At 54.1% G+C, this 24566-nt stretch carries 18 protein-coding genes; 11 read left to right on the top strand and 7 right to left on the bottom strand.

From position 1 onward, the window contains the following. Positions 1–83: 83 nt before the first annotated feature. Together GEOB_RS18600 and selB are read right to left on the bottom strand one after the other, a co-directional pair. Positions 84–1793 (bottom strand): methyl-accepting chemotaxis protein, encoded by a 1710-nt coding sequence (locus tag GEOB_RS18600; RefSeq protein ID WP_012648794.1) that lies wholly within the window; start codon positions 1791–1793, stop codon positions 84–86. Positions 1794–1929: 136 nt separating this feature from the next. Further along, positions 1930–3840: a selenocysteine-specific translation elongation factor gene (gene selB, locus GEOB_RS18595; RefSeq protein ID WP_012648793.1), complete on the bottom strand. Its 1911-nt coding sequence runs from the start codon at positions 3838–3840 to the stop codon at positions 1930–1932. A 400-nt stretch (positions 3841–4240) separates the two neighbouring features. Here selB and GEOB_RS18590 point away from each other — a divergent pair, with 400 nt between their 5' ends. Further along, a complete protein-coding gene (locus GEOB_RS18590) occupies positions 4241–7150 on the top strand; it encodes a CARDB domain-containing protein (RefSeq protein ID WP_012648792.1) in 2910 nt (969 codons plus the stop codon). 152 nt (positions 7151–7302) lie between these two features. Here the strand turns inward: GEOB_RS18590 and GEOB_RS18585 are convergent, their stop codons facing one another. Together GEOB_RS18585 and GEOB_RS18580 are read right to left on the bottom strand one after the other, a co-directional pair. Then, positions 7303–9090: an ABC transporter ATP-binding protein gene (locus tag GEOB_RS18585; protein WP_012648791.1), complete on the bottom strand. Its 1788-nt coding sequence runs from the start codon at positions 9088–9090 to the stop codon at positions 7303–7305. Next, on the bottom strand, positions 9090–10913 hold the full coding sequence (locus GEOB_RS18580; protein WP_012648790.1) for an ABC transporter ATP-binding protein: 1824 nt from the start codon (positions 10911–10913) through the stop codon (positions 9090–9092). Before GEOB_RS18580 ends, GEOB_RS18585 begins: the two co-directional genes overlap by 1 nt. Positions 10914–11196: 283 nt before the next feature. Here GEOB_RS18580 and GEOB_RS18575 point away from each other — a divergent pair, with 283 nt between their 5' ends. From GEOB_RS18575 to GEOB_RS18545, 9 genes are all read left to right on the top strand, one after another. Next, positions 11197–11781: a 4Fe-4S dicluster domain-containing protein gene (locus GEOB_RS18575; RefSeq protein WP_012648789.1), complete on the top strand. Its 585-nt coding sequence runs from the start codon at positions 11197–11199 to the stop codon at positions 11779–11781. Then, the gene (locus GEOB_RS18570) at positions 11778–12668 is read left to right on the top strand and encodes a CoB--CoM heterodisulfide reductase iron-sulfur subunit B family protein (protein ID WP_012648788.1); all 891 of its coding nucleotides are present in this window, start codon (positions 11778–11780) and stop codon (positions 12666–12668) included. Before GEOB_RS18575 ends, GEOB_RS18570 begins: the two co-directional genes overlap by 4 nt. An 83-nt stretch (positions 12669–12751) precedes the next feature. Further along, positions 12752–14749 carry a CoB--CoM heterodisulfide reductase iron-sulfur subunit A family protein gene (locus tag GEOB_RS18565; RefSeq protein ID WP_012648787.1) on the top strand — a complete coding sequence of 666 codons (1998 nt, stop codon included), beginning with the start codon at positions 12752–12754 and terminating at the stop codon, positions 14747–14749. Positions 14750–14885: 136 nt separating this feature from the next. Further along, positions 14886–15023 carry a hydrogenase iron-sulfur subunit gene (locus GEOB_RS20230; RefSeq protein WP_407638369.1) on the top strand — a complete coding sequence of 46 codons (138 nt, stop codon included), beginning with the start codon at positions 14886–14888 and terminating at the stop codon, positions 15021–15023. Between the two features lie 165 nt (positions 15024–15188). Continuing rightward, on the top strand, positions 15189–15326 hold the full coding sequence (locus tag GEOB_RS20225) for a hydrogenase iron-sulfur subunit (RefSeq protein WP_407638369.1): 138 nt from the start codon (positions 15189–15191) through the stop codon (positions 15324–15326). 165 nt (positions 15327–15491) lie between these two features. After that, entirely contained in the window at positions 15492–15992 is a 501-nt protein-coding gene (locus GEOB_RS18560) for a hydrogenase iron-sulfur subunit (protein WP_012648786.1), read from the top strand. A gap of 30 nt (positions 15993–16022) precedes the next feature. Then, positions 16023–16970 carry a 4Fe-4S dicluster domain-containing protein gene (locus GEOB_RS18555; protein ID WP_012648785.1) on the top strand — a complete coding sequence of 316 codons (948 nt, stop codon included), beginning with the start codon at positions 16023–16025 and terminating at the stop codon, positions 16968–16970. Positions 16971–17042: 72 nt separating this feature from the next. After that, positions 17043–18047 carry a 4Fe-4S dicluster domain-containing protein gene (locus GEOB_RS18550; RefSeq protein ID WP_012648784.1) on the top strand — a complete coding sequence of 335 codons (1005 nt, stop codon included), beginning with the start codon at positions 17043–17045 and terminating at the stop codon, positions 18045–18047. 150 nt (positions 18048–18197) lie between these two features. Then, positions 18198–19043 (top strand): FAD/NAD(P)-binding protein, encoded by an 846-nt coding sequence (locus GEOB_RS18545; RefSeq protein WP_012648783.1) that lies wholly within the window; start codon positions 18198–18200, stop codon positions 19041–19043. 96 nt (positions 19044–19139) lie between these two features. On the opposite strand, the gene GEOB_RS18540 is transcribed toward GEOB_RS18545, so the two are convergent. From GEOB_RS18540 to hemG, 3 genes are all read right to left on the bottom strand, one after another. Then, on the bottom strand, positions 19140–20792 hold the full coding sequence (locus tag GEOB_RS18540; protein WP_012648782.1) for a DUF4139 domain-containing protein: 1653 nt from the start codon (positions 20790–20792) through the stop codon (positions 19140–19142). 95 nt (positions 20793–20887) lie between these two features. After that, the gene (locus tag GEOB_RS18535; protein WP_012648781.1) at positions 20888–21850 is read right to left on the bottom strand and encodes a zinc-ribbon domain-containing protein; all 963 of its coding nucleotides are present in this window, start codon (positions 21848–21850) and stop codon (positions 20888–20890) included. 213 nt (positions 21851–22063) lie between these two features. After that, positions 22064–23479 carry a protoporphyrinogen oxidase gene (gene hemG, locus GEOB_RS18530; protein WP_012648780.1) on the bottom strand — a complete coding sequence of 472 codons (1416 nt, stop codon included), beginning with the start codon at positions 23477–23479 and terminating at the stop codon, positions 22064–22066. A gap of 162 nt (positions 23480–23641) precedes the next feature. Between hemG and GEOB_RS18525 the strand changes: the two genes are divergently transcribed. Further along, a complete protein-coding gene (locus GEOB_RS18525) occupies positions 23642–24541 on the top strand; it encodes a DnaJ C-terminal domain-containing protein (RefSeq protein ID WP_012648779.1) in 900 nt (299 codons plus the stop codon). The last annotated feature ends 25 nt before the right edge of the window (positions 24542–24566 follow it).

The raw sequence follows: 24566 nt of genomic DNA, 5'->3' as shown, positions 1-24566 counted from the left end.
GCCGATCTACTAACCTTCTGATATAATTAGCTGAAGTACCTTTTATAACACTAAGCTCGTATTTGTCAATGAATTGATTATAATTATTTTCCCGATTCTATTTTAAAGATCGACATTTCCTTGCTCAGGACCCCTATCTGCTGGGAAAGACCCGCAGCAACGCCATCCATTACTCTGGTGGCATCCACTGTCGTTTTCGTGGACTCGGCGATATCTTCAATTGCCTGAACGATACGACAACTGCTTTCCGCCTGCATTCCGCATGCTTTTTTGATGTTTTCTATCATAGAGGAGATACCCTCAGTCGAGCGGACAATAAGGCTACTTGAGCTGCTTTGTTCCTGAGAGGATGATTTAACCTGGCTGGTCAGGGTTTTCATGCGCTCTGCGGCAGACATGATCAGCTCGCTCCCCTTGCCCTGTTCCCTGGTGGCCTTGGCAATCTGCTTGACCATGTCGGCAACCCGGTCCATTGCCCCGCTGATTTCTTGGCTCCCCTGGGACTGTTCCACCGTCGTCCGGGCGATCTGGTTTACCTGTTCCGTAGCCATCTGGGCTCCGGAGACGATTTTTTCCAGCATTTCCCCAGAACGCTGGGAAAGCTTCTCACCTTCACCGATGCGCTGCTCAGCAAGGTTGAATGCCTTTACAGCCCGCTGGGTCTCTTCCTGGACCCCTTTGATGATATCCGTGATTTCCCTGGTGGAATTGCCGGTACGCTGGGCAAGTTCTTTTATCTCTCCGGCAACGACGGCAAATCCCTTGCCGTGCTCGCCGGCCTGGGCAGCGATGATCGAAGCATTGAGAGCCAGCAGGTTGGTCTGTTCGGCGATTTCGTCTATCACCTGGATAATTTTGCCGATGTTGCCCGCCCGCATTGCTAGATTCTCTATGGATTCAAAGGAGGTCCGGGAAGCGCGGCGGATTTCTTCGATTCCGGAAATGGTCGCCTCCACCGAAGCACGCCCCGATTCGGCATCGTTTCGCACCTCTTCGGAAATGGCTGCTGTATTCAGGGCATTCCTCTCCACCTGCTTGATGGAGTCTCCCATTTCCGTCACCAGCTTGGCCGTAGTCGTGGAATCGGACATGAGGCTGTTGACGCTGCGACCAATCTCCTTCTCAGCAGATGCCATTTCTATGATGGAACTGCTTACCTCTTCGACTGCCTCAAAAAGGGCCTCGACATGCTTTGCCACCTCTTCGATGCTGGCCGACATCTCCAGGATGGATGACGCATTTTCCGCCGAGGATCTGGAAAGGCTTTCCACTCCCTGGGCAACGTCATTTATGGATTGATTAATCTCCTGGACGGCAATGGTCGTCCCTTTGACCCCTTGGGACTGAACTTCGGCGACGGTGACCCCACGCCTGGAAACTTCCTTGATGTCCACAGCCATCCTGCTCAGTTCGTGGATGGTAATCTTAACCCTTCCAGCCATCCCCGACAGATTTTGCAGCATGACATTGAAGCTGCTGCCGAGAATTCCGAGCTCGTCCCCTGAATCCACCTGCACCCTGGCGGTCAGGTCCCCGTCTGCCCCACGGTTCATGGCATCGGCTATAATATGTACCCTTTTGACCATTTTTCGGGCGGCCAGCATCAGGAACACAGTCAGAGCAACCAGGGCATTCACGGAGAAAGCAACGCCGGCAAGAATGGCATATATATGAGAAGCTGAAGCTGACCGATCCATCTTCATGCTGATGTAAATACCGGACAAAGAAGCGACAAAACCGCAAAATAGTGAAAAACGGATAAAGCTGGAGCCGAACCTGAGATTTCTAGCCATATTGTTTTCCTTGACAAACTTAAATATGAAACTCATTGCATATTAGATGAAGCATTGGGAGCCCGCAAGGGGAAAATAGCAATAAAAAGAACAGGGTTCTATTATTTTGCTATTAAAGCATTCGATAGGTTGGCTGCTAACCTTTGCGCAGGACACGCTTATCTCCAACACGGATGGTCAGCTTTTCCTGATCAAAATACTCCAGAAGAGGGATCATGAATTTCCGAGAAAGGCCGGTAAGTTCCCTGAACTCAGGCGGGGCGATTTCCCCCTTTTCCTTGAGATATGCAGTCAGCTTTTCCCGTATTGTCACAATGGGATCAGGTGCGTAAAAAACATCACCTTTGATCTTCACCGCTTTGTGATCTCGCACCAGGAGATTTAGAAGCTCAAGTACCTGTTTCTCTGAGCATTTGCAGTCATTGCATAATTCTTTTATGGTGGGAGGCTCCATTGCACCCTTCTGCAGGGCAGCCGCAATCTTTTCCTGGATGCCGGCCTGATCGATGCTTGCCTCCCCCTTGCGTCCCGGCAGCCTGATAATATCCCGCTCCGAGACCGCCTTTCCTTCCTTCTCAAGGGCAGCCAGGATCGGGCCGAAAAAACGGGGGTCACTGCGCCTGGGTATGCGAGACTTGAGTTCTTCCTTGTTGATGCCGTCTTTCATGGGATTGTCGCGGAGATAGGTCTGCAGTTCCTCCATCAACTTCGCCTTCAGCCCTTCGAAGGCAGCTTTGCCGAGAAAAATCCTGGGTTCGCGTACCACCTGCAGCACGTCTCCAGAGGTAAGAAGGATTGCCAGAGCTGCATCGATTCTTTTTACCGACATGCCGGTACGGTTGATGATTTCATTGAGAGGGAGGCCTGACAGGAGACTGGCGGCGACCATCATCCTGACCTTATCCGCCTCGTTGCCCGCTTCAATGGCCTCAAGGAGTGCAATGGCCTCTTCGGAACGCCGGCGACGGCGAGGTGGATCCGGATCGAGGATGCTGCCACCCCCAAGGGTAGCCTGGGGTGAATAGGTTCGCAGGACGAATGGGTCACCGGGAAGAAGCAGTACCGGATTGGCAAGACGCAGCTGTGCACAGGCGGTATCTCCCGGCTTGAGCGTGTCCCGATCCAGAAGAATGACCTGTGCCGGCACCTCATAGGTGGCCGAATGGAGACGCAGGGTGGCACGATGCTTCAGCTCCCTCGGTGCCGAACTCAGGTAGTTGAGGCGTACGTCCACGACCCGGGTCGGCCGGTACAGGTTCTTGGGCACCACCACATCGCCCCGCAAAACCTGGTCGTGATCAACCCCCTGCAAGTTTACGGCTAGCCTTTGCCCGGCCAGACCACGGTCGGTTTTTGCGCCATGGGCCTGGATGCCGCGGACTCTGCATTCGCGACTGGCCGGCAGCAATTCAACCTCATCCCCAACCTGGATCTCACCGGAAAGGAGCGTTCCGGTGACAACCGTTCCAAAGCCGGTCACGGTGAAGACCCGGTCTACCGGCAGGCGAAAGGGGCCATCGTGCCGCTTCTCCTCCACCTCCAGTGCCAGCCGTGCCAGCTCCCCCTTCAGCTCATCAAGTCCTGCACCGGTGCGCGAGGAAACCGGGACTATGGGCGCATCTTCCAGGAAGCTGCCGGACAGGTATTCCCGCACCTCTTCCGTCACCAGACCAAGCCATTCGCTGTCCACCATATCAGTCTTGGTCAGGGCCACCAGCCCCTTCTTCACCCCCAGGAGCTGGCAAATTTCCAGGTGTTCCCTGGTCTGGGGCATAATCCCCTCATCGGCGGCAATGACCAGCATCACCAGGTCCATGCCGCCGACTCCGGCCACCATGGCCCTGACGAACTTTTCATGGCCGGGAACGTCGACGATGCCGAACTGTATCCCTTCCGGCAGTTCCAGATGGGCAAAGCCCAACTCGATGGTAATGCCACGCGCCTTTTCTTCCTTGAGCCGGTCAGTGTCGATGCCGGTCAAAGCCTTGACCAGCGAGGTCTTGCCATGGTCGATGTGTCCTGCAGTGCCGAGAATGAGATGTTTCATGATAGCAATCCTCTTACTATTGCAATACGTAGAGATGGAGAAAACGGAATTTGATATAGATGCTCAGGAGTAACCACAGCAGTATTACTAAATTACTCTGAATGAGGTCAAGGCAAGATTTGTTACGGATGATCTTGGCCTCATCTTGAGCAGGTGGACTCCTATCCTGTGGGGGATATAACTTGTTTGATTGAGGTACCTCTTAAATTTTCATCTCACGTCTATCCAGTAAAATGGCCGGAGGAAAAGGGGAAAGTAGATAAACAGCTTGCATTAATATGTAATATATGATTAAAAGCAGCTAGCATTGCATTTGCTTTTTTAACCGAGCAGGAAAGGAGGGTAAAGGACCTTTGATGCAGGGTTGATTGGAATTGTGCATATATTGATTGGAGGGAAAATGGACTGCTTAAAGAAATTGGACAGAGTGATGAGGCAAACAATAACGGCAGTTATGTTCATGGGATTAGTGGTGGGAATTGCTGGCATCTCAGTAACTGCGCAGGCGTCAACAATAACCCCGGTGAAATGGGACAACAAAGAAGATTGGGAAAAGGCCACCAGGCTAAATATCGATACTACTACGTCGCCTGGAGATGTCATGATAGGTGTCACAAAAGATTTCGTGACCTCTGCGACCATAACCTGCGTGACGTTGAATAATAAGATTTACACCACTGGGGTTGATCGTACTTCGATAGCGGTTATTGACGCAAGATCCAACACATTGATGCCGAACATATCACTTCCTGGCAGGGCAGCTGGTGTTGTTTACAATTCCCAGAGCAACAAGCTGTATGTTGGGCAATACAACGACAACAAGGTTCTGGTGATAGATGTCACTACCGATACCATCACCCACACCCTCACAGTTGGCAACGGAGCCTATGCCGCCGTTTACAATCCCAAAAGCAATAAGGCTTATATTGCAAACACTGCTGACCAGACCGTCACCATTCTTGATGGAGTCTCCGACTCCGCGCTGATTACCGTGCCAGTAGCGGCAGGCGCGACGACTGCCTCATTCAATGCGGTAGATAATAAAGTTTATCTGACCAGTAAGTCCAATCAGTATATGACTGTCATTGACGGTGTGACAGACCAAGTTATAAAAGACGTTGAAATCGATCCACCACTCAACCTCCTTGGCGGTCAGGCTCCTGGAAATATCGGGCTTCGCGTCGATGCTCCCGTAATGGGAATTAACAACGCCAATGCCATACACCTATCCTGGAATTACGCCACCCCTGGCGCAAACCAGAAGATCCAGTTCCAGATACGAACTGCGCCGGATGTTTTGTCGCTCGATGGTGCAACCTATAAAGGCCCTGACGGGTCAGCCGACACTTGGTACGACGTCTCTACATCCGGCTCGGAAACCACAACCGAAACGGACGGCAGCGTAACGACTTCTGTTCCTCTCAACGTTTCTTTCACCCCGGCGGCTGAGATACAGGTAAAGCTTTCTTCGGACGGGCTAAGCACACCGGTGCTACATTCGGTGATGCTTGGATACGAGTCTTACGCTGATCTGGCTATAACCAGGGTGACGGGGCCTGCAACAGGTACTATTGAAAGCACAATAGACATATCATACGAGGTAAAGAATCAGGGCGCAGGTGCAGCAGATAGCTCAAAGGTCGGTTTCTATCTCACTAGAGATGGCGTAGATTATCCACTAGGTGAGAGGACCGTCCCCTCACTAGGGCCAGGTATGTCAGATTCGACCAGTACCACGGTCACTATCCCGTCAATCCAAACTGGCGAATATTACATCAAAGCCTGTGCCGACTATACTAACCTTGTCCCCGAGACTGATGAAAACAACAATTGCACGACAGGGAATGTCATCAGGATTTCTTCTATCGAACCTGATTTGGTGGTGACGGGTGTTACCGCCACGGCCAGCGGAGGGAAGCTTTCGTACTCGGTAACAATCAAAAATCAGGGGATCAAAACGGCAGGTGCTAATTCTATCGGCATTTACCTCTCCACCGATCAACTCATAACAAAAGAGGACACGCTTAACTCTGCATATTACTATCCTAGTGGTATTCCTGGCGGCTCCTCAGTCACTCTAACCTCATGGTCATACATTCCGATAAATATGACAGGGACCTATTATGTTGGTGCCATAGTTGACAATGACAATATAGTCCCTGAGTCGGCCGAGAACAATAACAGCAGAGCCGGCAACCAAGTGACGATCACTAATGATTTGGTGGTAGTAGCTGGCAGTGTGTCCGGCAGCGTAGCAAACGGCATGTTAACATGCTCGTTGAAGGTCCAGAATTTGGGTAACGGTAATGCATCCGTCAATTATGCAGGAATTTACCTTTCTCAGGACGAAGTGATAACAAATGGGGCTGACACGTGGGTTGCCATGGCCTATTACAATGGTGCGATACGGGGTGGTGATATAGTGACTATTACCGGATCAAATTATCTGCCACCAAATATGACCGGAACCTATTATGTTGGTGCGATAGCTGACTATGACAATAGAATCCCTGAGTGGAATCCCCCGGTGGATGCCGAGAGCAATAACAGCAGAGTCGGCAACCAAGTGACGATCACTAATGATTTGGTGGTAGTAGCTGACAGTGTGTCCGGCAGCGTAGCAAACGGCATGTTAACATGCTCGTTGAAGGTCCAGAATTTGGGTAACGGTAATGCATCCGTCAATTATGCAGGAATTTACCTTTCTCAGGACGAAGTGATAACAAATGGGGCTGACACGTGGGTTGCCATGGCCTATTACAATGGTGCGATACGGGGTGGTGATATAGTGACTATTACCGGATCAAATTATCTGCCACCAAATATGACCGGAACCTATTATGTTGGTGCGATAGCTGACTATGACAATAGAATCCCTGAGTGGAATCCCCCGGTGGATGCCGAGAGCAATAACAGCAGAGTCGGCAACCAAGTGACGATCACTAATGATTTGGTGGTAGTAGCTGACAGTGTGTCCGGCAGCGTAGCAAACGGCATGTTAACATGCTCGTTGAAGGTCCAGAATTTGGGTAACGGTAATGCATCCGTCAATTATGCAGGAATTTACCTTTCTCAGGACGAAGTGATAACAAATGGGGCTGACACGTGGGTTGCCATGGCCTATTACAATGGTGCGATACGGGGTGGTGATATAGTGACTATTACCGGATCAAATTATCTGCCACCAAATATGACCGGAACCTATTATGTTGGTGCGATAGCTGACTATGACAATAGAATCCCTGAGTGGAATCCCCCGGTGGATGCCGAGAGCAATAACAGCAGAGTCGGCAACGCAATAATTTTATAGGTAGATCACAAACGAAAGTAAAATATAGTTTTGACAACAAGAAAGGAAGGCCCTGTAATCATTCAGGGCTTTTCTTTAATTGGTTTAATATTTTATGAGACGTGACGAGCTAACAGCATAATTACCTCAAAGGCGCCCTTTGCTGTGTAAACTCAATCCCTGAATTGCAGCTGGTACAGCCGGTAATAAAGCCCCCTGGCCGCCATCAGCTCCTGGTGGTTTCCTTCCTCCATTTTTTCGCCGCGATGGATGGCGACGATGCGGTCGGCATCCCTGATGGTGGAGAGGCGGTGGGCAACCACCAGGGAAGTGCGGCCGGAGAGGAGTCCTTTGAGGCCTTCCTCTATGAGACGCTCCGCCTCGCTGTCTACACTGGCAGTGGCTTCATCGAGGACAAGTACTTCCGGATCAAAGGCAACGGCGCGGGCAAAGGAGATGAGCTGCCGCTCCCCTGCCGACAAATTAACCCCCCGTTCCCGCACTTCCTCGTTAAAGCCCTTGGGCAGACGATGGATAAAACGATCGGCGCCGACCATGGTGGCAGCCTGTTCAAGGCGTGCTGCGGCTGCGGGATCGCCAAGGGTGATGTTGTAGGCAATGGTGCCGGTAAAAAGATAGGGGTCCTGAAGCACGATGCCTATTTTGTGCCGCAAGGTTGCCAGGGGCAAGGTCCGTATATCGGTACCGCCGAGAGTGATGGAGCCGCGATGAATCTCATAAAGTCTTGACAGCAGCCGAGTAACGGTAGTTTTCCCGCCGCCGGTCTCACCCACCAAAGCCAGCTTTTCCCCCCGCCTAAGCTGCAGGTTGAAATCCTTGAGGACATACTCTTCTCCCTGATAGGCAAACCAGACATTCTTAAACTCGATGAAGGGTGAATGTACATCCTCTCCCGTGAGGGGAGACTGCTGGAGAGAGGGGGGAGAATCAGATGCTGGTTTTTCAGTATCCAGCAGCTGAAAGATCCTCTCCAGGGCGGCCATGGCACCTTGCATCACCGAGTATTTGGCTGAGAGATCGCGGATGGGGGAGAAGAATTTCTCGATATACTGAATGAAGGCCACCAATGCACCGAAGGTCAGGGTGCCGCGGCCGATCTCCCCCCCTCCGTACCAGATGATCAGACCGACCGCTACGGCTGAAATCGCCTCTACCCCGGCGAAAAGGGAGGCGTCCCAGGTTATTACCGGCAGGTTGGCGTCACGGTACTCCCTGTTGAGACGGCGGAATTCCTCTTGCTCGCCACGCTGGCGGTTGAAAAGTTGCACGATTGCCATGCCGCCGATGCTTTCGGCCAAAAAGGTGTTGAGGTTGGCCAGCCGGGCCCTGACTTGGCGAAAGGCGGTGCGCATCCGGTTACGGAAGGTGAAGGCGACCCAGAACAGCACCGGCAGCACGGAAAAGGTGACCAACGACAGGCGCAGGTTCATCCAGAGCATGATGCCGATGATACCGGCCAGGACCAGGATGTCACCGACAATGGTGATGATGCCCGCGGCAAACATTTCCCCAAGGGCCTCCACATCGCTGGTCAGCCGGGTAACCAGACTTCCCGCCGGGGTCCGGTCAAAAAAGCGGGTGGAGAGCCGCTGGACGTGGCTGAACAACTCGATGCGCAGGTTGAACATGACCCGCTGTCCCAGATACTGGAGCAGGTAAACCTGGATAAAGGTGAATGCGGCCTCGGCAAGAATCAGCCCCAGATATGAGGCGGCAATGACCGGGAGTCCCTCCATCTTGCCGGCGACGATGTGATTATCGATGGCTACTTTCAGGAGCCAGGGCTGGGCAAGCCTGCAGGCAGCCACCAGAGGCAGCACGACCAGCGTTCCCGCCACCAGCCGCCGGTACGGCAGAAGATAGCGCAGAAACCGCCCCATCAACTTTCGATCATAGGCTTTGCCGACTATTTCGTCTTCATAGATGCCGCCGAAGTGCATCAATACCCCTCTATTTCCATGCGCAGCAGCTGCTCGCGGTGGATGGCCGCATATCGCCCCTGTAATGCCAGAAGTTCTCCATGGTTTCCCTGCTCGACGATGCGCCCTTCATCCATGACCAGGATCAGGTTGCATTTCCGCAGGGCCGAAAGACGGTGGGAGACGATGATAACCGTCCGCTCACCATAGTAATCCGCCAGGTTGGCCAGTATTTCCTCCTCGGTGCGGGCATCCACTGCCGACAGTGGATCGTCCAGGATGAGGATTGCCGGATTCTTCAGCAGCGCCCGGGCGATGGCAGTGCGCTGTTTCTGTCCGCCGGAAAGGGTTACCCCCCGCTCCCCTACCAGCGTTTCATAGCTGTCGGGAAAGCGCAGAATGTCCGGGGCAATCCCTGCCAATCGCGCGCTGTTCTCTATCTCCTCCCTGGTTGCCCCTTCTTTGCCATAGGCGATGTTGGCGCCGATAGTCCGGGAGAAGAGAAAACTTTCCTGGGGGATAAAACCGATGGCCTCACGTAGCTGCTTGAGTGGAATCTGGTTGATGTCGGTGCCGTCAATGAAGATCTTGCCGTCGGCAACAGGATAAAGGCGCGGGAGCAGCCGCACCAGCGAGGACTTGCCGCTGCCGATGGGGCCGACAATGCCCAGGCGCATCCCTTTACTAATATGGAGGCTGATATGGGAGAGGGCTGGAGAGAGGGGATTGTCATTATAGCTGAAGGAAAGATCCCTTATCTCTATGTTGCCGTTAATTGTCACCGGTGCCGGCTGAGCTGGTTCCCGGACGGTCGCCTTTGCCTCCAGCACCTCGTTGAGTCGTGACATGGAGGCAGCACCCCGCTGCAACAGGTTGAGAATCCAGGCCAACATCAGGGTCGGCCAGACCAGCATTGCCAGATAGCCATTGAAAGCGACGAAGTCTCCCAAAGTCAGTTCTCCGGAGATAACCCGGCTGCCGCCGACAAAAAGCACGATCAGCGTTCCCATGGCGCCGCTGGCGGCCATGATCGGTATCATGGCGCCTCGAATCCTGGCCATGCCCATGTTGCTTTCCAGATAACTGCTGCTGATTTTTGCAAATGAGCCGGTTTCAGCATCTTCCCGGCAGTAGGACTTGATTACCATGGCAGCAGAAACATTTTCTTCTACCTTGCTAGTCAGTCGCGACAGTTCTTCCTGAATAATTTGTGAACGCCTGAACATGGAGGCACTCATACGCTTGACGATGAGAATGGTCAGGGGAAAAGGGATGATGGCGCAGAGGGTCAGATGGATACTGATGTGCCCCATCAGGGAGAGGGCCGCCACATAGACGATGGCAGTATTGATGACATTGAGCATGCCGAAACCCAGAAGCATGCGGACATTGGTCAGATCGTTGGCAAAGCGGGACATGATGTCGCCGGTACGCTCACGGGAAAAATAGGGCAGATCCAGAGTGAGGAGCTTTGCATAGAGGTCTTCGCGGATCATGTATTCGATGCGGCGGCCGGCGTGGAGGAGGGTAGTCCTGGAAAAAATGCGGATCACCCCCTGGAGCAGGGCCGAAACCATGATCAGCAGCGCATACCAGGCGGGGCTGTGCATGGGTGTTCCCTGTTTGCCCAGGCTGTCGATGGCCAGTTTAAGCAGCCACGGAATGAGCAGGGCAAAGCCGTTGGTGCCGAAAAGCCAGAATAACCCGGTAAAATAAGCACCGCGGCAGGTTGCTACATAACGGTATAGTCTGGAAAGCTCGCTGATACAGACCTCGGAAGATGAAAAATAGTGGAAGGGTTCATTTTTATTCTTTTTTACTCCGGCTGTCAAAATGAGTTTCAAGCCGAAACAGATACGGTTGCTATTTCCCAGGCCCGTGAACTATACTCGAAGGGCTCCTGATCAGCCTGATTGCTGTCGATAGCGTACACTGTTTTATTTTTATCAGGCCATCATGCCATTAATGTTGACAAAGCGCTTTCCAGTATGTTATTCAATTTTTATCGATATTAAATTTTATTGCCTAACTAGTTATTTTATATGGCTATTGCTTGCAAGATATTTTAACCTTGCTAAAAATGTTCTTTTTTAAAAAATGATTTGAAAGATAAAAAGAGGTGGAGCGGTGAAACGCAAAAAAATGCTCCTGTCCAACGAAACCATGAACATCGGTTTCGTCGATAAAGTCGAGGCCCTCTCCGGCACCTCGGTCCGCCGTTGTTTCCAGTGCGGTAAATGCTCGGCCGGATGCCCCATGGCCAGCTTCATGGAACATCCCCCTAACCGGGTGGTTCGCCTGCTTCAGCTGGGCCAGTGGGAGCGGATACTGGCCGGGCGTTCCATCTGGTACTGCGCATCCTGTGAGACCTGTGCCACCCGCTGTCCCAACAAAGTCAATCTGGCAGCCATCATGGATGCCCTGCGCAAGCTTTCGTGGGATGCTGACGGGCCCTCGAAGGAAAGTTTCGTTCAGCTGGCCAACCGGCTCTTCATTGATAACATCCGTACCTATGGCCGCCAGTACGAAATGCGCCTTGGCGCCGTCTTCAATGTCAAGAGCGGTCAGTTCATGAAGGACCTGCTGCTCGGCCCCAAGCTCCTTTCCCGGGGCAAGCTGAAAATGTTCCATTCGAAAAACAGGAACATCTCTGAAATAGAAAACATCTTCAGCCGCATTGAAACCATGCGGAACAAAGGGGAGGCGCCGTGACCCCCGGTAAAAAGATCCTCAGTTACGCCTATTATCCCGGCTGTTCCCTCCATGCCTCGGCCAAGGAATATGATATCTCCACCCGCGGTGTCTGCAAGGCGCTAAAAATCGGACTGGAGGAAGTGCCAGACTGGTTCTGCTGCGGTGCGACTCCGGCCCACAACGTGGATGAACTGCTCTCCCTCTCCCTGTGTGCCAAGAATCTTTCTCTGGCCGAAGAGGTAAAGGGGGATTTGGCCGTGGCCTGTGCCGCCTGTTTTTCGCGGCTCAAGACTACCCAGCATCATCTGAGGCACAACGATATCCAGCGCAAACAGGTGGAGAAGGCTATTGCCGCCCCGGCGCCAATGGAGAAGAAGGTCAAACACCTGCTGGAGATCCTGGCCAGGGATTTTGGCCTGGATAAACTTGAACAGGCGGTAACCAAACCATTGAACGGCCTCAAGGTCGCTTGCTACTACGGTTGTCTGCTGACCCGTCCTCCTGAGGTGCCGGAGCTGGATGACTGTGAAGCCCCGAGCATTATGGAAAACGTCCTGGCTGCTCTTGGAGCCGAACCTGTTTCCTGGTCGCACCGTCTCGAATGCTGCGGCGCCAACTTCACCCTGTCGCGCCCCGGCGTTGTCCTGCAGCTTTCAAATGCCATACTTGCCTCGGCCAAGGCTGCAGGCGCCGACTGCGTCATGGTCGCCTGCCCGCTCTGCCACGGTAACCTGGACATCCGTCAGCAGGAGATCGAGGAAGGGTATAAGGTCCAGTATGGCATGCCTGTCTTTTATATCACCCAGATGGTGGGGCTGGCGGTCGGATTATCCTCCAGCCGCCTGGGACTGGAAAGCATGATGGTCAGCCCGTTGCCCCTGTTGAAGGAAAAGAAATTACTGTAGGGGCAGGCCCGTGTGCCTGCCCTGAACGGTCGACCGCATGGGCAGGGCGACCACACAGGGTCGCCCCTACGAGGAACGTATAAATGTCAAGAATCGGCGTATTCATTTGTCACTGTGGAGAGAACATCTCCCGAACTGTAGACGTGGAGCGGGTTGCAGCTTCTGCAGGCAGGCTGCCCGGCGTTGCCTACGCCACCGAATATAAGTACATGTGCTCCGATCCTGGGCAGAACTTGCTGAAAAAGGCCGTGGCCGAGCACAAACTCACCGGTATCGTCGTCGCGGCTTGCAGTCCGCGCATGCATGAGAAGACCTTCCGCAAGGCGGCCCAGGCAGCTGGCCTCAACCCGTTCATGTGCGACATGGCCAACATCCGCGAGCACTGCTCATGGGTTCATGAGGACCGGGAAGAAGCGACGGCCAAGGCGAGCGATATGGTCCGGCTGATGGTGGAGCGGGTGAAGCGGGGAAAATCATTGGAACCGATCACCGTCCCGGTCACCAAGCGTTCGCTGGTCATCGGCGGCGGTATTGCCGGCATCCAGGCTGCCCTGGACATCGCCGACGCCGGACACCAGGTGGTGCTCGTCGAGCGCGAGCCTTCAATCGGTGGCCATATGGCCCAGCTTTCCGAGACCTTTCCCACCCTTGACTGTTCCCAATGCATCATGACGCCGAAGATGGTCGATGCCGCCAATCATCCCAACATAAAGCTCTACACCTGGTCGGAGATCGAAAGCATCGATGGCTATATCGGCAACTTCTCCGTCACCATCCGCAAAAAGGCCCGCTCTGTTGATGAGGATACGTGCACCGGCTGCGGTATCTGCATGGCCAAATGCCCGCAGAAGAAAATCCCCAACAAATTCGACCAGGATCTGGGCCTGCGCTCTGCCATTTATGTCCCCTTTCCCCAGGCGGTACCCAATACGCCGGTAATCGACCGGGAAAACTGCCTCAAGTTCAGAGCCGGTAAATGCGGCCTCTGTGCCAAGGTATGCGGACCCCAGGCCATAGATTTCGAACAGCAGGACCAGCTTGTAATGGAGCCGGTCGGCGCCATCGTTGTTGCCACCGGGTTCGACCTCTACTCCATTGATCGGAAGCCGGAAGTAAGCCCCATCGAAGGTTATGGCGAATTCGGTTACGGCACCATCCCTGATGTCATCGACGGCTTGACTTTCGAACGCCTCGCCAGTGCATCCGGCCCTACGGGCGGAAAAATCCTCCGTCCTTCAGACGGCAAGGAACCTAAGCAGGTGGTTTTCATCCAGTGCGTTGGCAGCAGGGCCAGGGAAAAGGGCATTTCCTACTGCTCCAAGATCTGCTGCATGTACACTGCCAAGCATACCATGCTTTACCACCACAAGGTTCACGACGGCCAGGCTTACGTCTTCTATATGGATGCCCGCACCCCCGGCAAGAGCTATGATGAGTTTTGGCGGCGGGCGGTGGAGGAAGAGGAGGCGGTCTATATACGCGGCATGGTTTCCCGGCTCTACCAGAAGGGGGACAAGGTGGTGGTTATGGGGAGCGATACCCTGGTCGGGGTACAGGTGGAAATCGAGGCCGACCTGGTGGTATTGGCGACGGCAGTCCAGGCCCAGCCCGGCGCTGACAGCCTGGCCCAGAAGCTTGGTATTTCCTACGACAAATACAATTTCTACTCCGAAGCCCACGCGAAACTCAGACCGGTGGAGTGCGCCACGGCCGGCATCTATCTGGCCGGAGCCTGCCAGGGGCCGAAGGATATACCCGATACGGTGAGTCAGGCTTCGGCAGCAGCGGCCAAGGTGATGACCCTTTTCGCCAAGGATCAGCTGGAGCGGGAGCCGATCGTGGCCCGGGTCAACGAGAAAAATTGTGTCGGCTGTTTTTACTGTAAGAAAGTCTGCCCCTATGGCGCCATCGAAGAGAAGGAAATCAGGGACCGCCAGGGGAACCTGATAAGGGTCGTCGCCTATGTTAATCCCGGCGTCTGCGGCGGCTGCGGCACCTGCCAGGCCACCTGTCCGTCCAAGAGTGTGGAATTGGACGGCTATACCGATGAACAGATCATTGCCATGATAGAGGCGTTGTAGGAAAAACAAATCCACCACGAAGGCACGAAGAGCACGAAGGAAGGCGAAAGACGGAACAAAAAGCCGGATAGATCCTGAGCTAAAAGTTTTTGATTTCTTCGTGTCCTTCGTGTCTTCGTGGTGAAAGGTTTTAATCATGCATCCAGAAAAACAACATCACGAGCTCGAACCAAAAATCGTCGCCTTTGTCTGCACCTGGTGCACCTACGCCGGGGCGGACCTGGCGGGGACATGGAATTGGACGGCTATACCGATGAACAGATCATTGCCATGATAGAGGCGTTGTAGGAAAAACAAATCCACCACGAAGGCACGAAGAGCACGAAGGAAGGCGAAAGACGGAACAAAAAGCCGGATAGATCCTATGGCTTGGCTTTACACCTAAAAAGTTTTTGATTTCTTCGTGTCCTTCGTGTCTTCGTGGTGAAAGGTTTTAATCATGCATCCAGAAAAACAACATCACGAGCTCGAACCAAAAATCGTCGCCTTTGTCTGCACCTGGTGCACCTACGCCGGGGCGGACCTGGCGGGGACATGGAATTGGACGGCTATACCGATGAACAGATCATTGCCATGATAGAGGCGTTGTAAGATAACAAATCCACCACGAAGGGCACGAAGAGCACGAAGGAAGGCGAAAGACGGAACAAAAAGCCGGATAGATCCTATGGCTTGGCTTTACACCTAAAAAGTTTTTGATTTCTTCGTGTCCTTCGTGTCTTCGTGGTGAAAGGTTTTAATCATGCATCCAGAAAAACAACATCATGAGCTCGAACCAAAAATCGTCGCCTTCGTCTGCACCTGGTGCACCTACGCCGGGGCGGACCTGGCGGGGACAAGCCGCATGCAGTATCCGGCCAACGTCCGGGTGCTGAAATTCCCCTGCACGGGGCGCATCGATCCGGTTTTTATCCTTCGTGCCTTCCAGCGCGGTGCTGATGGGGTGCTGGTCTCCGGCTGCCATCCTGGCGACTGCCATTACATGGCGGGGAATTTTCATGCCCGCCGCCGCTTTGCCGCCTTTCGTCAACTGCTGGAGTTTGTCGGTGTCGATCTCAATCGTCTCCAGTTTTCCTGGGTATCGGCTGCCGAGGGGGGGAAATGGGTGGAGGTGGTAACGGAACTGACCGAGCGAATCAGAGTGCTGGGGCCGATGACCGAATTCAAGGAACTGGAGACAGAGGAACACTGGTCAGGGGCACTGGACACACCGGAGCTGCAAGAGGCCTATGGTAGCATCTAAAGCTGGAAAGACTCGTACTGAAGGTTATACATGAACAATACGGCAGAAAAAATCGCAGTAACCCCCTCCATCGATACCACCGGGTACGCCGCCACCAGCGAAATCATCGGGAAGGAAGCGGCCAAACTGCTTGCCGGCGGCAGCGTCACAGCCGTCATCGGCTATAAGGCCGGTCGCCTGGCCGGCACCGCAATCCCCCATATCATTACCGATCCGGCTAAGGCCAGTGAACTCATCTTCTCGCCGGCTTGCGTCAACAACCTGGCCCTCTACCTGACCAAGGCCAAGAAAGAGATCCGCCGAGCCGGCAAGATAGCCATCGTCGCCAAGGGATGCGACATGCGGGCCCTGGCAGGGCTCTTGGGTGAATCACAGCTCAAAAGGGAGGATCTCTATATCATTGGCGTCGCCTGCGCCGGGGTAAAAGGGAACGGACCTGCGAACAGTGAGCCGCTTACCGCCGGAAACATTTCGCGCAAGTGCCGCGAGTGCTCCGTCCATACACCTGAAGGGGCTGATCTCATTGTGGGAACAACCCCTGACCTGCCGGAACTGACCCCGCTGGAGGGCGAAGAGCTGGCACGGCTGGAGGCGATGACCCCTGGGGAGCGCTGGGCCTTCTGGAAGGAGCACTTTTCCCGCTGCATTCGCTGCCTGGCCTGCCGCCAGGTCTGCCCTTTCTGCTACTGCGAGCAGTGCATGTGCGACCGTAACCGTCCACAGGCAGTGGAGACAACACCTCGTCCGGCAGGGAACACAGCCTGGCACATCGTCCGTGCCATGCACCTGGCAGGACGCTGCGCCGGTTGTGCCGAATGCGAACGGGCCTGCCCCATGGATATCCCCTTGAACCTCCTTAACCGGAAAATGGCCAAGGAGCTGAAGGCACTCTATGACTTCGAGGCTGGGCTCACTCCAGTGGAGAAGGGGCCGCTGGCAGAGTATAAAGATAATGACGACCAGAGTTTCATCAAATAATTTCGTAGGGCGGCTACCCGTAGCCGCCCATCATCCGGGCAACCACAGGGGGTTGCCCCTACAGGAAACAAAATGCAGAAAACGATTACTGACCAGAACCTCTGTATCCTTATCGATATCCTCATCAAAGAGGGGACACGCGTTGTTGCGCCCAGGCAGAGCGGCAGCATAATCCTTTACGAGCCGCTTGACAGTGGCGAGCAACTGGCACTTGGCACTCTGCCACGACGCTCGGCCAAGGAGACCTTCTTCCCCCTCTGCGAAACCATCCTCACCTATGAGAGAAACTGTGATGGGGTAAAGGTGGCAGATGTGGATGTGGCCGCTTTTCCCGAGACCGTTCTTGTTGGGGCGCGTCCCTGCGATGCTGCTGCGCCTTCCATTCTCGATGCCGTTTTCACCTGGGATTACAACGACGAGTTTTTCCTTGAGCGCCGCCGTAAGACCACCATCATCGGGTTGGCCTGTGCCACTGCTGACGACGCATGTTTCTGTACGGCTACAGGACTCTCTCCCCAGGACAGCAAAGGGTCGGATCTTTTTCTTACCCCCTTGACCGAAGGAGGCTATGCCTGTGATGGTTTCACGGAAAAGGGGAAGGCTTTTCTGGGTCGATATGCATCGCTTTTCGGTGAGCAGGGGGAAACAAAGCCGCTGCCTGTGTCGGAACCTGTGGCGTTTCGCCTGGATTTGGCCGAGATCAAGACCTGGCTTACTGAAAACTTTGAAAGCCCTCTCTGGCAGGAGATCGCCGATCGCTGTGCCGGCTGCGGCGCCTGTGCCTTCCTCTGCCCGGTCTGCCATTGCTTCGATATCGTCGATGAGGGGACTGATGCCAAGGGAGCACGGCGGAAGAGCTGGGATGCCTGCGGCTTCGGCAAGTTCACCAACCACGCCTCGGGCCACAATCCCCGCGATATCCAGAACAAGCGCTACCGAAACCGGATCATGCACAAATTCAAGTACTACGGTGACAAGTTCGGCCAGACCCTCTGTACCGGCTGTGGCAGATGCATCCGGCATTGCCCCGTGGGGATCGATATCAAGGCGGTCCTGGAGAAGATTCAAAAACAATAAATCCACCACGAAGACACGAAGAGCACAAAGGAAAGACGAAAGACACAATTCAGGACAATCAGGATCAAAGGCAAAACCGTTTTGACATTTGTTTTTATCCTGAGATGATTTCTTCTTGCCCTTCGTGCCTTCGTGGTGAAAAGGCATCTTATGTGCGATCACAACAAAAATATCTATAGACCGTATCTCGTCACCATCGAATCGATCATCGATGAAACCCCGGACGTGCGCACCTTGCGGCTGGTGTTCCAGGACGAGCAGGTAAGGGATACATTTTCCTTCCGCGCCGGCCAGTTCGCCGAGTACTCTGCTTTTGGCGCCGGCGAGTCCACTTTCTGCATCGCCTCTTCCCCCACCCGCAAGGGTTTCGTCGAGTGTTGTTTCAGGGCCACCGGTAGGGTTACCGAAGCCCTGCGCCGGCTTGAGGTGGGTGAAACCATCGGCGTGCGCGGCCCCTACGGCAACTCCTTTCCCATCGAGCAGTTCTTCGGCAAGAACCTGGTTTTTGTGGCGGGAGGAATAGCGCTTCCCCCCTTACGGACAGTGATCTGGAACTGTCTCGACTGGCGTGACAAGTTCGGCGACATCACCATAGTCTATGGTGCCCGCACCGAGGCCGATCTTGTCTATAAGCAGGAATTGAAGGATTGGCAGGAGCGGGGGGACGTGAAGCTGGTGAAGACGGTGGATCCGGGTGGAAATGGCCCTGAATGGGACGGCAAGGTCGGCTTTGTGCCCACCATCCTGGAAGAGGCCGCCCCTGCCGCAGAAAACACGATTGGCCTGGTCTGTGGCCCGCCGATTATGATCAAATTTACCCTGCCGGTGCTGGAAAAGCTGGGCTTCAAGGATGACGCCATTTATACGACCTTGGAAAATCGTATGAAATGCGGACTGGGGAAATGCGGCCGGTGCAATGTGGGCAATGTCTACGTCTGCAAGGATGGACCAGTATTCACTGCTGCCCAGGTCAAGGCCATGCCTCAGGAGTTCTGAGGCTGGTGACTGAGAGTTTGTTGGAGGGGTTTGGGTCCGGGAAGTTTTCCGGACCCTTTTTTTTCTTGCAGGTTACGGTTACCGATGTCTGGCTTTCTACAAGCCGCTTACCTCCCGATCCTTCGGATATTCCACCTGAATGCTGAAGGATATTTCCCGCTTTGTTCCAGGATCAACCGGCAGTTTCCAGACAAGGGTTCCGTCCGTTTTTATTTCTTCTGGCTTTATGCTGGGCTCTCCAAGGGTGACCTTTATTTCCTCATCGCCGGGTAAGGGTAGTTGATCGTTAATGACGATGGTAGTTGCTTCCCTGCGATAATTGGTGACCTCGATTTTATAGCCGTATGTCTGGCGATTCTTGCCGAACAGCCCTGCCTCCTTGTGGCGCTTCAACTCTTCCCGCTTGATGGAAACCTGATCATCCACCCCGAAGAACAGCTCGAACTTCTCACCGGCTGCCACCTTCCGCAGGTGTCCGGAGCCGATGAAATTACCCCCGGTGAAGATATTGACCTTGCCGGGAAGAAGAGGATAGGCAGCACCGTTGATGATCTGGGACCTGAGGTAGGCATATGGGGAAAGTTTGGGGATCGCCAGGTAATCCACCTGCACCGGCAGTTTTTCAATGGCCACCGTCGTCCCATGGCTGGTGCCGTCGGAGGGAATATCTACAGGGCGGCGGATATGAAAGAGGAGCGAAGTCTGCTCTTGACCCACATCGGCTGTCAAATGCTGTGCCTGTTCCTCAGCCTCCGGCGCCTCGTCAAATCTTTCTTCTTTCAGCACCTGAGCCTTACTTCTATAGGCAGGCGCTGCCATGGCTGCTGCCGCGGGATATACTGGCATGGGGCGATAAAAGGACAGGCGCCACGGATAGAGGGAGGGGGGATTCCCCCCAATGGCCGGTCGTGCCGTGGAAAGGTATAGATCCACATTATTCCAGTCCTCGCCGGTTTGCTGCCGGACCTGGCCCTTAAAAGTAAACTCTACTGATTTTGCATCACCGGCCAATCGTGCATCGTAGGCCGGCTCCCATCCGGCATGGCTTACAACCCCGGACAGCTCAAGGGTAAGACTTCCAGCCTTTGCGACTTCCACCGTTACTTCCACCACCTTCGCCTCTTTCCTGGCAGTACCGCGGCCGGCTTCCAGCTCACTGGTCAGGGCATCGATCTTTTCCTTGACCTTAGCCTTCTCCATCTCCAGGTCGAGGCTTTTCTCTTCAGCGGCGGTAATGCCGTTGCCAATGAAATTCAACGCTTCGTCCAGATCTGCCGTAGTTGGTTTACCCACCGCCAGTTCCTTGGAAATGCGCTCACCCCAAGCCAACTTTATTGAGTCAATGAATCCCTTCTGGGCGGCAAGTCCACCCTTGCGCGCGTCAAGGCCAGCCAGCACCCGCTGCAGTTTTTTTATTTCCTCTTCCAGTTCCCTGGCCCTTTTCTCCGGAGTCTGGTCGAGGAAGCTCCTCTTTATCTCCATCCCGGTTATGGTGGCCACAGCGCTTCCACACCCATCAACCCTGATTGTGTCATCATGCATGAGTGCCGGCAGCGGGCTTATCCCAATCAGGTAATTTCCCTGCTTCAGTTCAACAGTTGCCGTGCGTCTGGTCATGGCACGATCGGGATACACGGTGACCGATGTTATGCGGGGGGAGAAGGGAATGCGGGGAATTTCACCGGCTGTCGCCAACAGAGGGAAGAGGATGGTTACCGCCAGAACGGAAAACTTCAGATAAGAGCCCATGGTTTTCTCCTTATACCTGCAGTAGGTAAAAAAACGGCCAGGGCTGATGTTTACTCCCTGACCGTCTTAAAACATCATCGACAAATGTTCCTTCTTCACATGTTGATGCCGGTAACTATCTGCAACTGCCGGTTTGCCGGATCCTCTTTCTTCTCGCCTGCATAAAGGCCACGAATCTTGCACAGCATGTCGAGGCCCATCATCCTGGTCGTCCAGTCGGGTTTTTCCACCCCTTCCACATACTTGACCGCCTGACAAATTTCGTGGACCATCTGCACCACATAGTCGTCGTTCATTCCTTGGGCATCCAGCTTTGTCATGATTCCCTTCATCGCTCTATTGGAAATCTGATTAGAAGGCAGTTGCCCATCGACAGATGTTACCACCTCGGGTACGCGGGTAGCAGACATCGCCTCTGCAGCTGCTTTCGCCATTGACTGTCCGCTGGCCGCAGAAAATCCCGATTTTGCATTCTCCATTTCGGCTGCAGCCGGACCTGGATATTGGCCTGTCTGGGGGTCTTGTTTGTGCCGCTCGACAAAGGTGGCAAAGGCATCATATCCAGACTCCGGCTTGCCTGCCATGGCAGGCTCTTTGGAAAAAGCATCCGCCAAACCTTCGGCACCTTGCGTTTCAGTTTCGTATATTTCTGCCGCGTTGTCAAAACTGCCATTGTCTGTTATTTCGACGACAACATCCCCTTGTCCATCGGCGTCTTTGACCGGCTTCGCGGCAGTTTCCGTTGCAAACCTCGAGAAAAAAGGCCCGCCGCTGCCCATGAGCGGGCTTTGACTTTTGGCTCTTTCCGGAGCTGTATCGTTGAATACGGAAGCGTCAAATCCGGTAGTGCTGCCTGATTTAGCCTGTGCCTGAACGGGTTCTGCCTGGGCCAGTCGGTCGGCTGGCCCAGGCTGGGAGGCAGATGTGGTCACAACAGGCTCTTTTTTCAAGACAAATGCGTGTGAGCAAACTGAACAGCGGGCTTTGATGCCCGTATCGGGTATTTTTGCGTCATCAACCTGAAACTTGCTGTTGCACTTTTCACAATAAACGATCATCCACGTTCTCCTGAAAAACAACTAATCCCTGCTGCCTCAATTACTTATATCCGAACTATTTTTATAGCAGAAGGGGGACAAGAGTGTCAATTATTCCATCTTTACAGCAACGGATGGCCATCTGAGAGACCTGAAGCTTACTTTACCGTTACAGGATGAAAGAGCCATGGGGGAAATCCTCCATGGCCGCACGTGCTCTGCTCCAACCGGCGACTATCTTTTCTGCAGATGTTCCATAACCTCGTTGCTGCTCCTCACGGCTGCCGCCACACAGTCATTGAGACCGATGCCTCGGTAGCTGTTGCCGGTAAGCAAAAGCCCCTGGTGATTCCGTCCGGCATCCAGCAAGGCCTGCAGCCTTTTGCCGTGCCCGACGGTGTACTGGGGGATTGCTTTTTCGTGGCGGAAGATCCTGACAAAATCTGGAGGCGCAGCTATTCCCATGATGGTCTTCAGGTTGTCACATACCCTGCGTTGCACCTCCTCATCGGATAGCTTGATGTACTCGGGAAAACAGGCTCCGCCCATCATGCTTCGCAGCAGCACTCTGCCTTGGGGTGCCCTGTTTTCGAAGATGCTGGAATCCCAAAGGGTACCGAGGATATTCATTCCTTCTCCCTTGGGAATCAGGTAGCCGAACCCGTTCAGGTCATGGCTGATCTTATCCTGCTCATAACCTAAGCAGACAACGCTCATCGTTGCATAGGGAATCTGACCAAGGATGCCGGTCATGGCACTGTCCAGTCCTTCCAGCATCTGCCCCGTAGCGTAGGCCGGGGTCGCCAGCACGACCACGTCGGCATCAAGCTCCCTGCTGGTCGTCTCGACCCGGTACGGTACCGAGCTTCCCTTGCGGATCCTGACAACCTCTTCACCGACAGAGAGCACTTCGCAACCCAGCTGGCCACGGATGATTTCGGTCAAGGTCTGGAGACCATCACGGAACGAGGTGAGAATGCCGCCCGGCCCTGCCGCACTTGCCACCGCTTTACCTTCGGCAAGTTCCTGTTTTTTCTTTTTCGCCAGCTTGACCATGGCCATGACCAGTCCGCCGTATTCACGTTCCAGTTCGGCAATCCTCGGGAAGCAGGACTGCAGGGACATGGTCTCAGGATCACCGGCAAAAATGCCGGAAACCATGGGCGCTATCAGCTTGCGTAGCGCTTCGTCACCAAGTCGGCGTCGGCCGAAGGCGGCCAATGTCTCGTCCACTCCATCTGGCGCTTTGGCGATGAAGGGGGTGGGTTCCAATGCGAGGCGCAACTTTCCGGGCCAGGAGATAAGCTTGCTTTTGAAGAAAGAGGGACCGTTCTCAGGCAGTTGGTGCAAAAAGCCTTCCGAGTAGATGAAACGTTTTCTTGCATTATCATTGCTGCGCAGCAGCTGCGAATCAGCCTGCAGGTCCCGGCACAGGTCCAGGGTCTGGGGCTTGTTGTCGAGAAAACCGTTAGGGCCCCATTCGCAGAGATAACCATCTGCTTTAATGCTCCTGATCTTTCCACCGACCCGCTCTTCTTTCTCCAAAAGGGCTATTTCCAGTTCCATCCCCGCTTTTTTTGCTTTCTCCCGCAGGAGCCAGGCTGTTGCAAGACCGGTAATACCGCCGCCTACAATTATCGCTTTTTTCATTTGGAGCTCTCCCTGTTGGGCTTGATGGGGCTGGAACAGCTGAATACTAAGCCCTTCTAACCTTTCTTGTCAAGGCAAACGCTGGTGTTACAATGGTTGACATAAGAACTTTGCGCCATTACATTGGCTATTCTGAATTGAATATATGGCGAAAGGACATTCATGGCAACCACCGACTATTATCAGGTGCTTGGGTTGAAAAAAGGGGCATCTGCCGACGAGATCAAGAAAGCTTACAGAAAGCTGGCCGTCAAATATCATCCGGACAAGAACCCTGGCAATAAGGAGGCTGAGGAAAAATTCAAGGAGATAAACGAAGCCTATGCGGTTCTCTCCGATCCCCAGAAAAAGGCACAGTACGACCAGTTTGGCGATACCGGTTTTCACCAGCGCTTCTCCCAGGAGGATATTTTCCGCGGTTTCGATGTGGGAGACCTTTTCAAGGACAAAGGCTTCGGTACCGATGACATATTTTCCCGCATCTTCGGCGGCGGTTTTGGTGGCTTCCAACAGGGGGGTGGTCGGTTCGCCCAGAGACCCCGCAAGGGTGATGACTTTTCCATGGAAGCGAACGTTTCCTTTCATGAGGCGTTTAGTGGCTGTGAAAAACGCATTGCCTACATGAAGGACGGCCAGCGGGAGGAGCTTTCGGTAAAGATTCCTGCCGGCATTGAGAACGGTGCCAAGCTGAGGCTGCAGGGTAAGGGGGGCAGCGGCATCCATGGCGGGCCTAACGGCGACCTTTATCTTACGGTGAAAGTCGGAGGAGATCCGGTACTGCAGCGGGAAGGTGATGACATCGTCGTCTCCCAGGAGGTGAGGTTCACGGAAGCAGCCTTGGGTGCCTCCCTGGATGTGCCGACCATGGATGGGACCAAGAGGATCAAGGTCCCGGCAGGCATCCAGCCGGGCACGAAGATCCGGCTGAAGGGGCTTGGATTCCCGCGCCTGGCAGGGTCCGGGCGCGGTGATCTCTTCGTCAGGGTCGGGGTAAAGGTGCCGGAACAACTGACCGGGCCACAACGGCAACTGCTGGAAGAACTGTCGAAGAAAGGACTCTAAAAGCAGGGACAGGGGGCACTGAGGA

Source organism: Geotalea daltonii FRC-32 (assembly GCF_000022265.1).
GTDB classification, from domain to species: domain Bacteria; phylum Desulfobacterota; class Desulfuromonadia; order Geobacterales; family Geobacteraceae; genus Geotalea; species Geotalea daltonii.
This window is presented reverse-complemented; position numbering and strand designations above follow the sequence as displayed.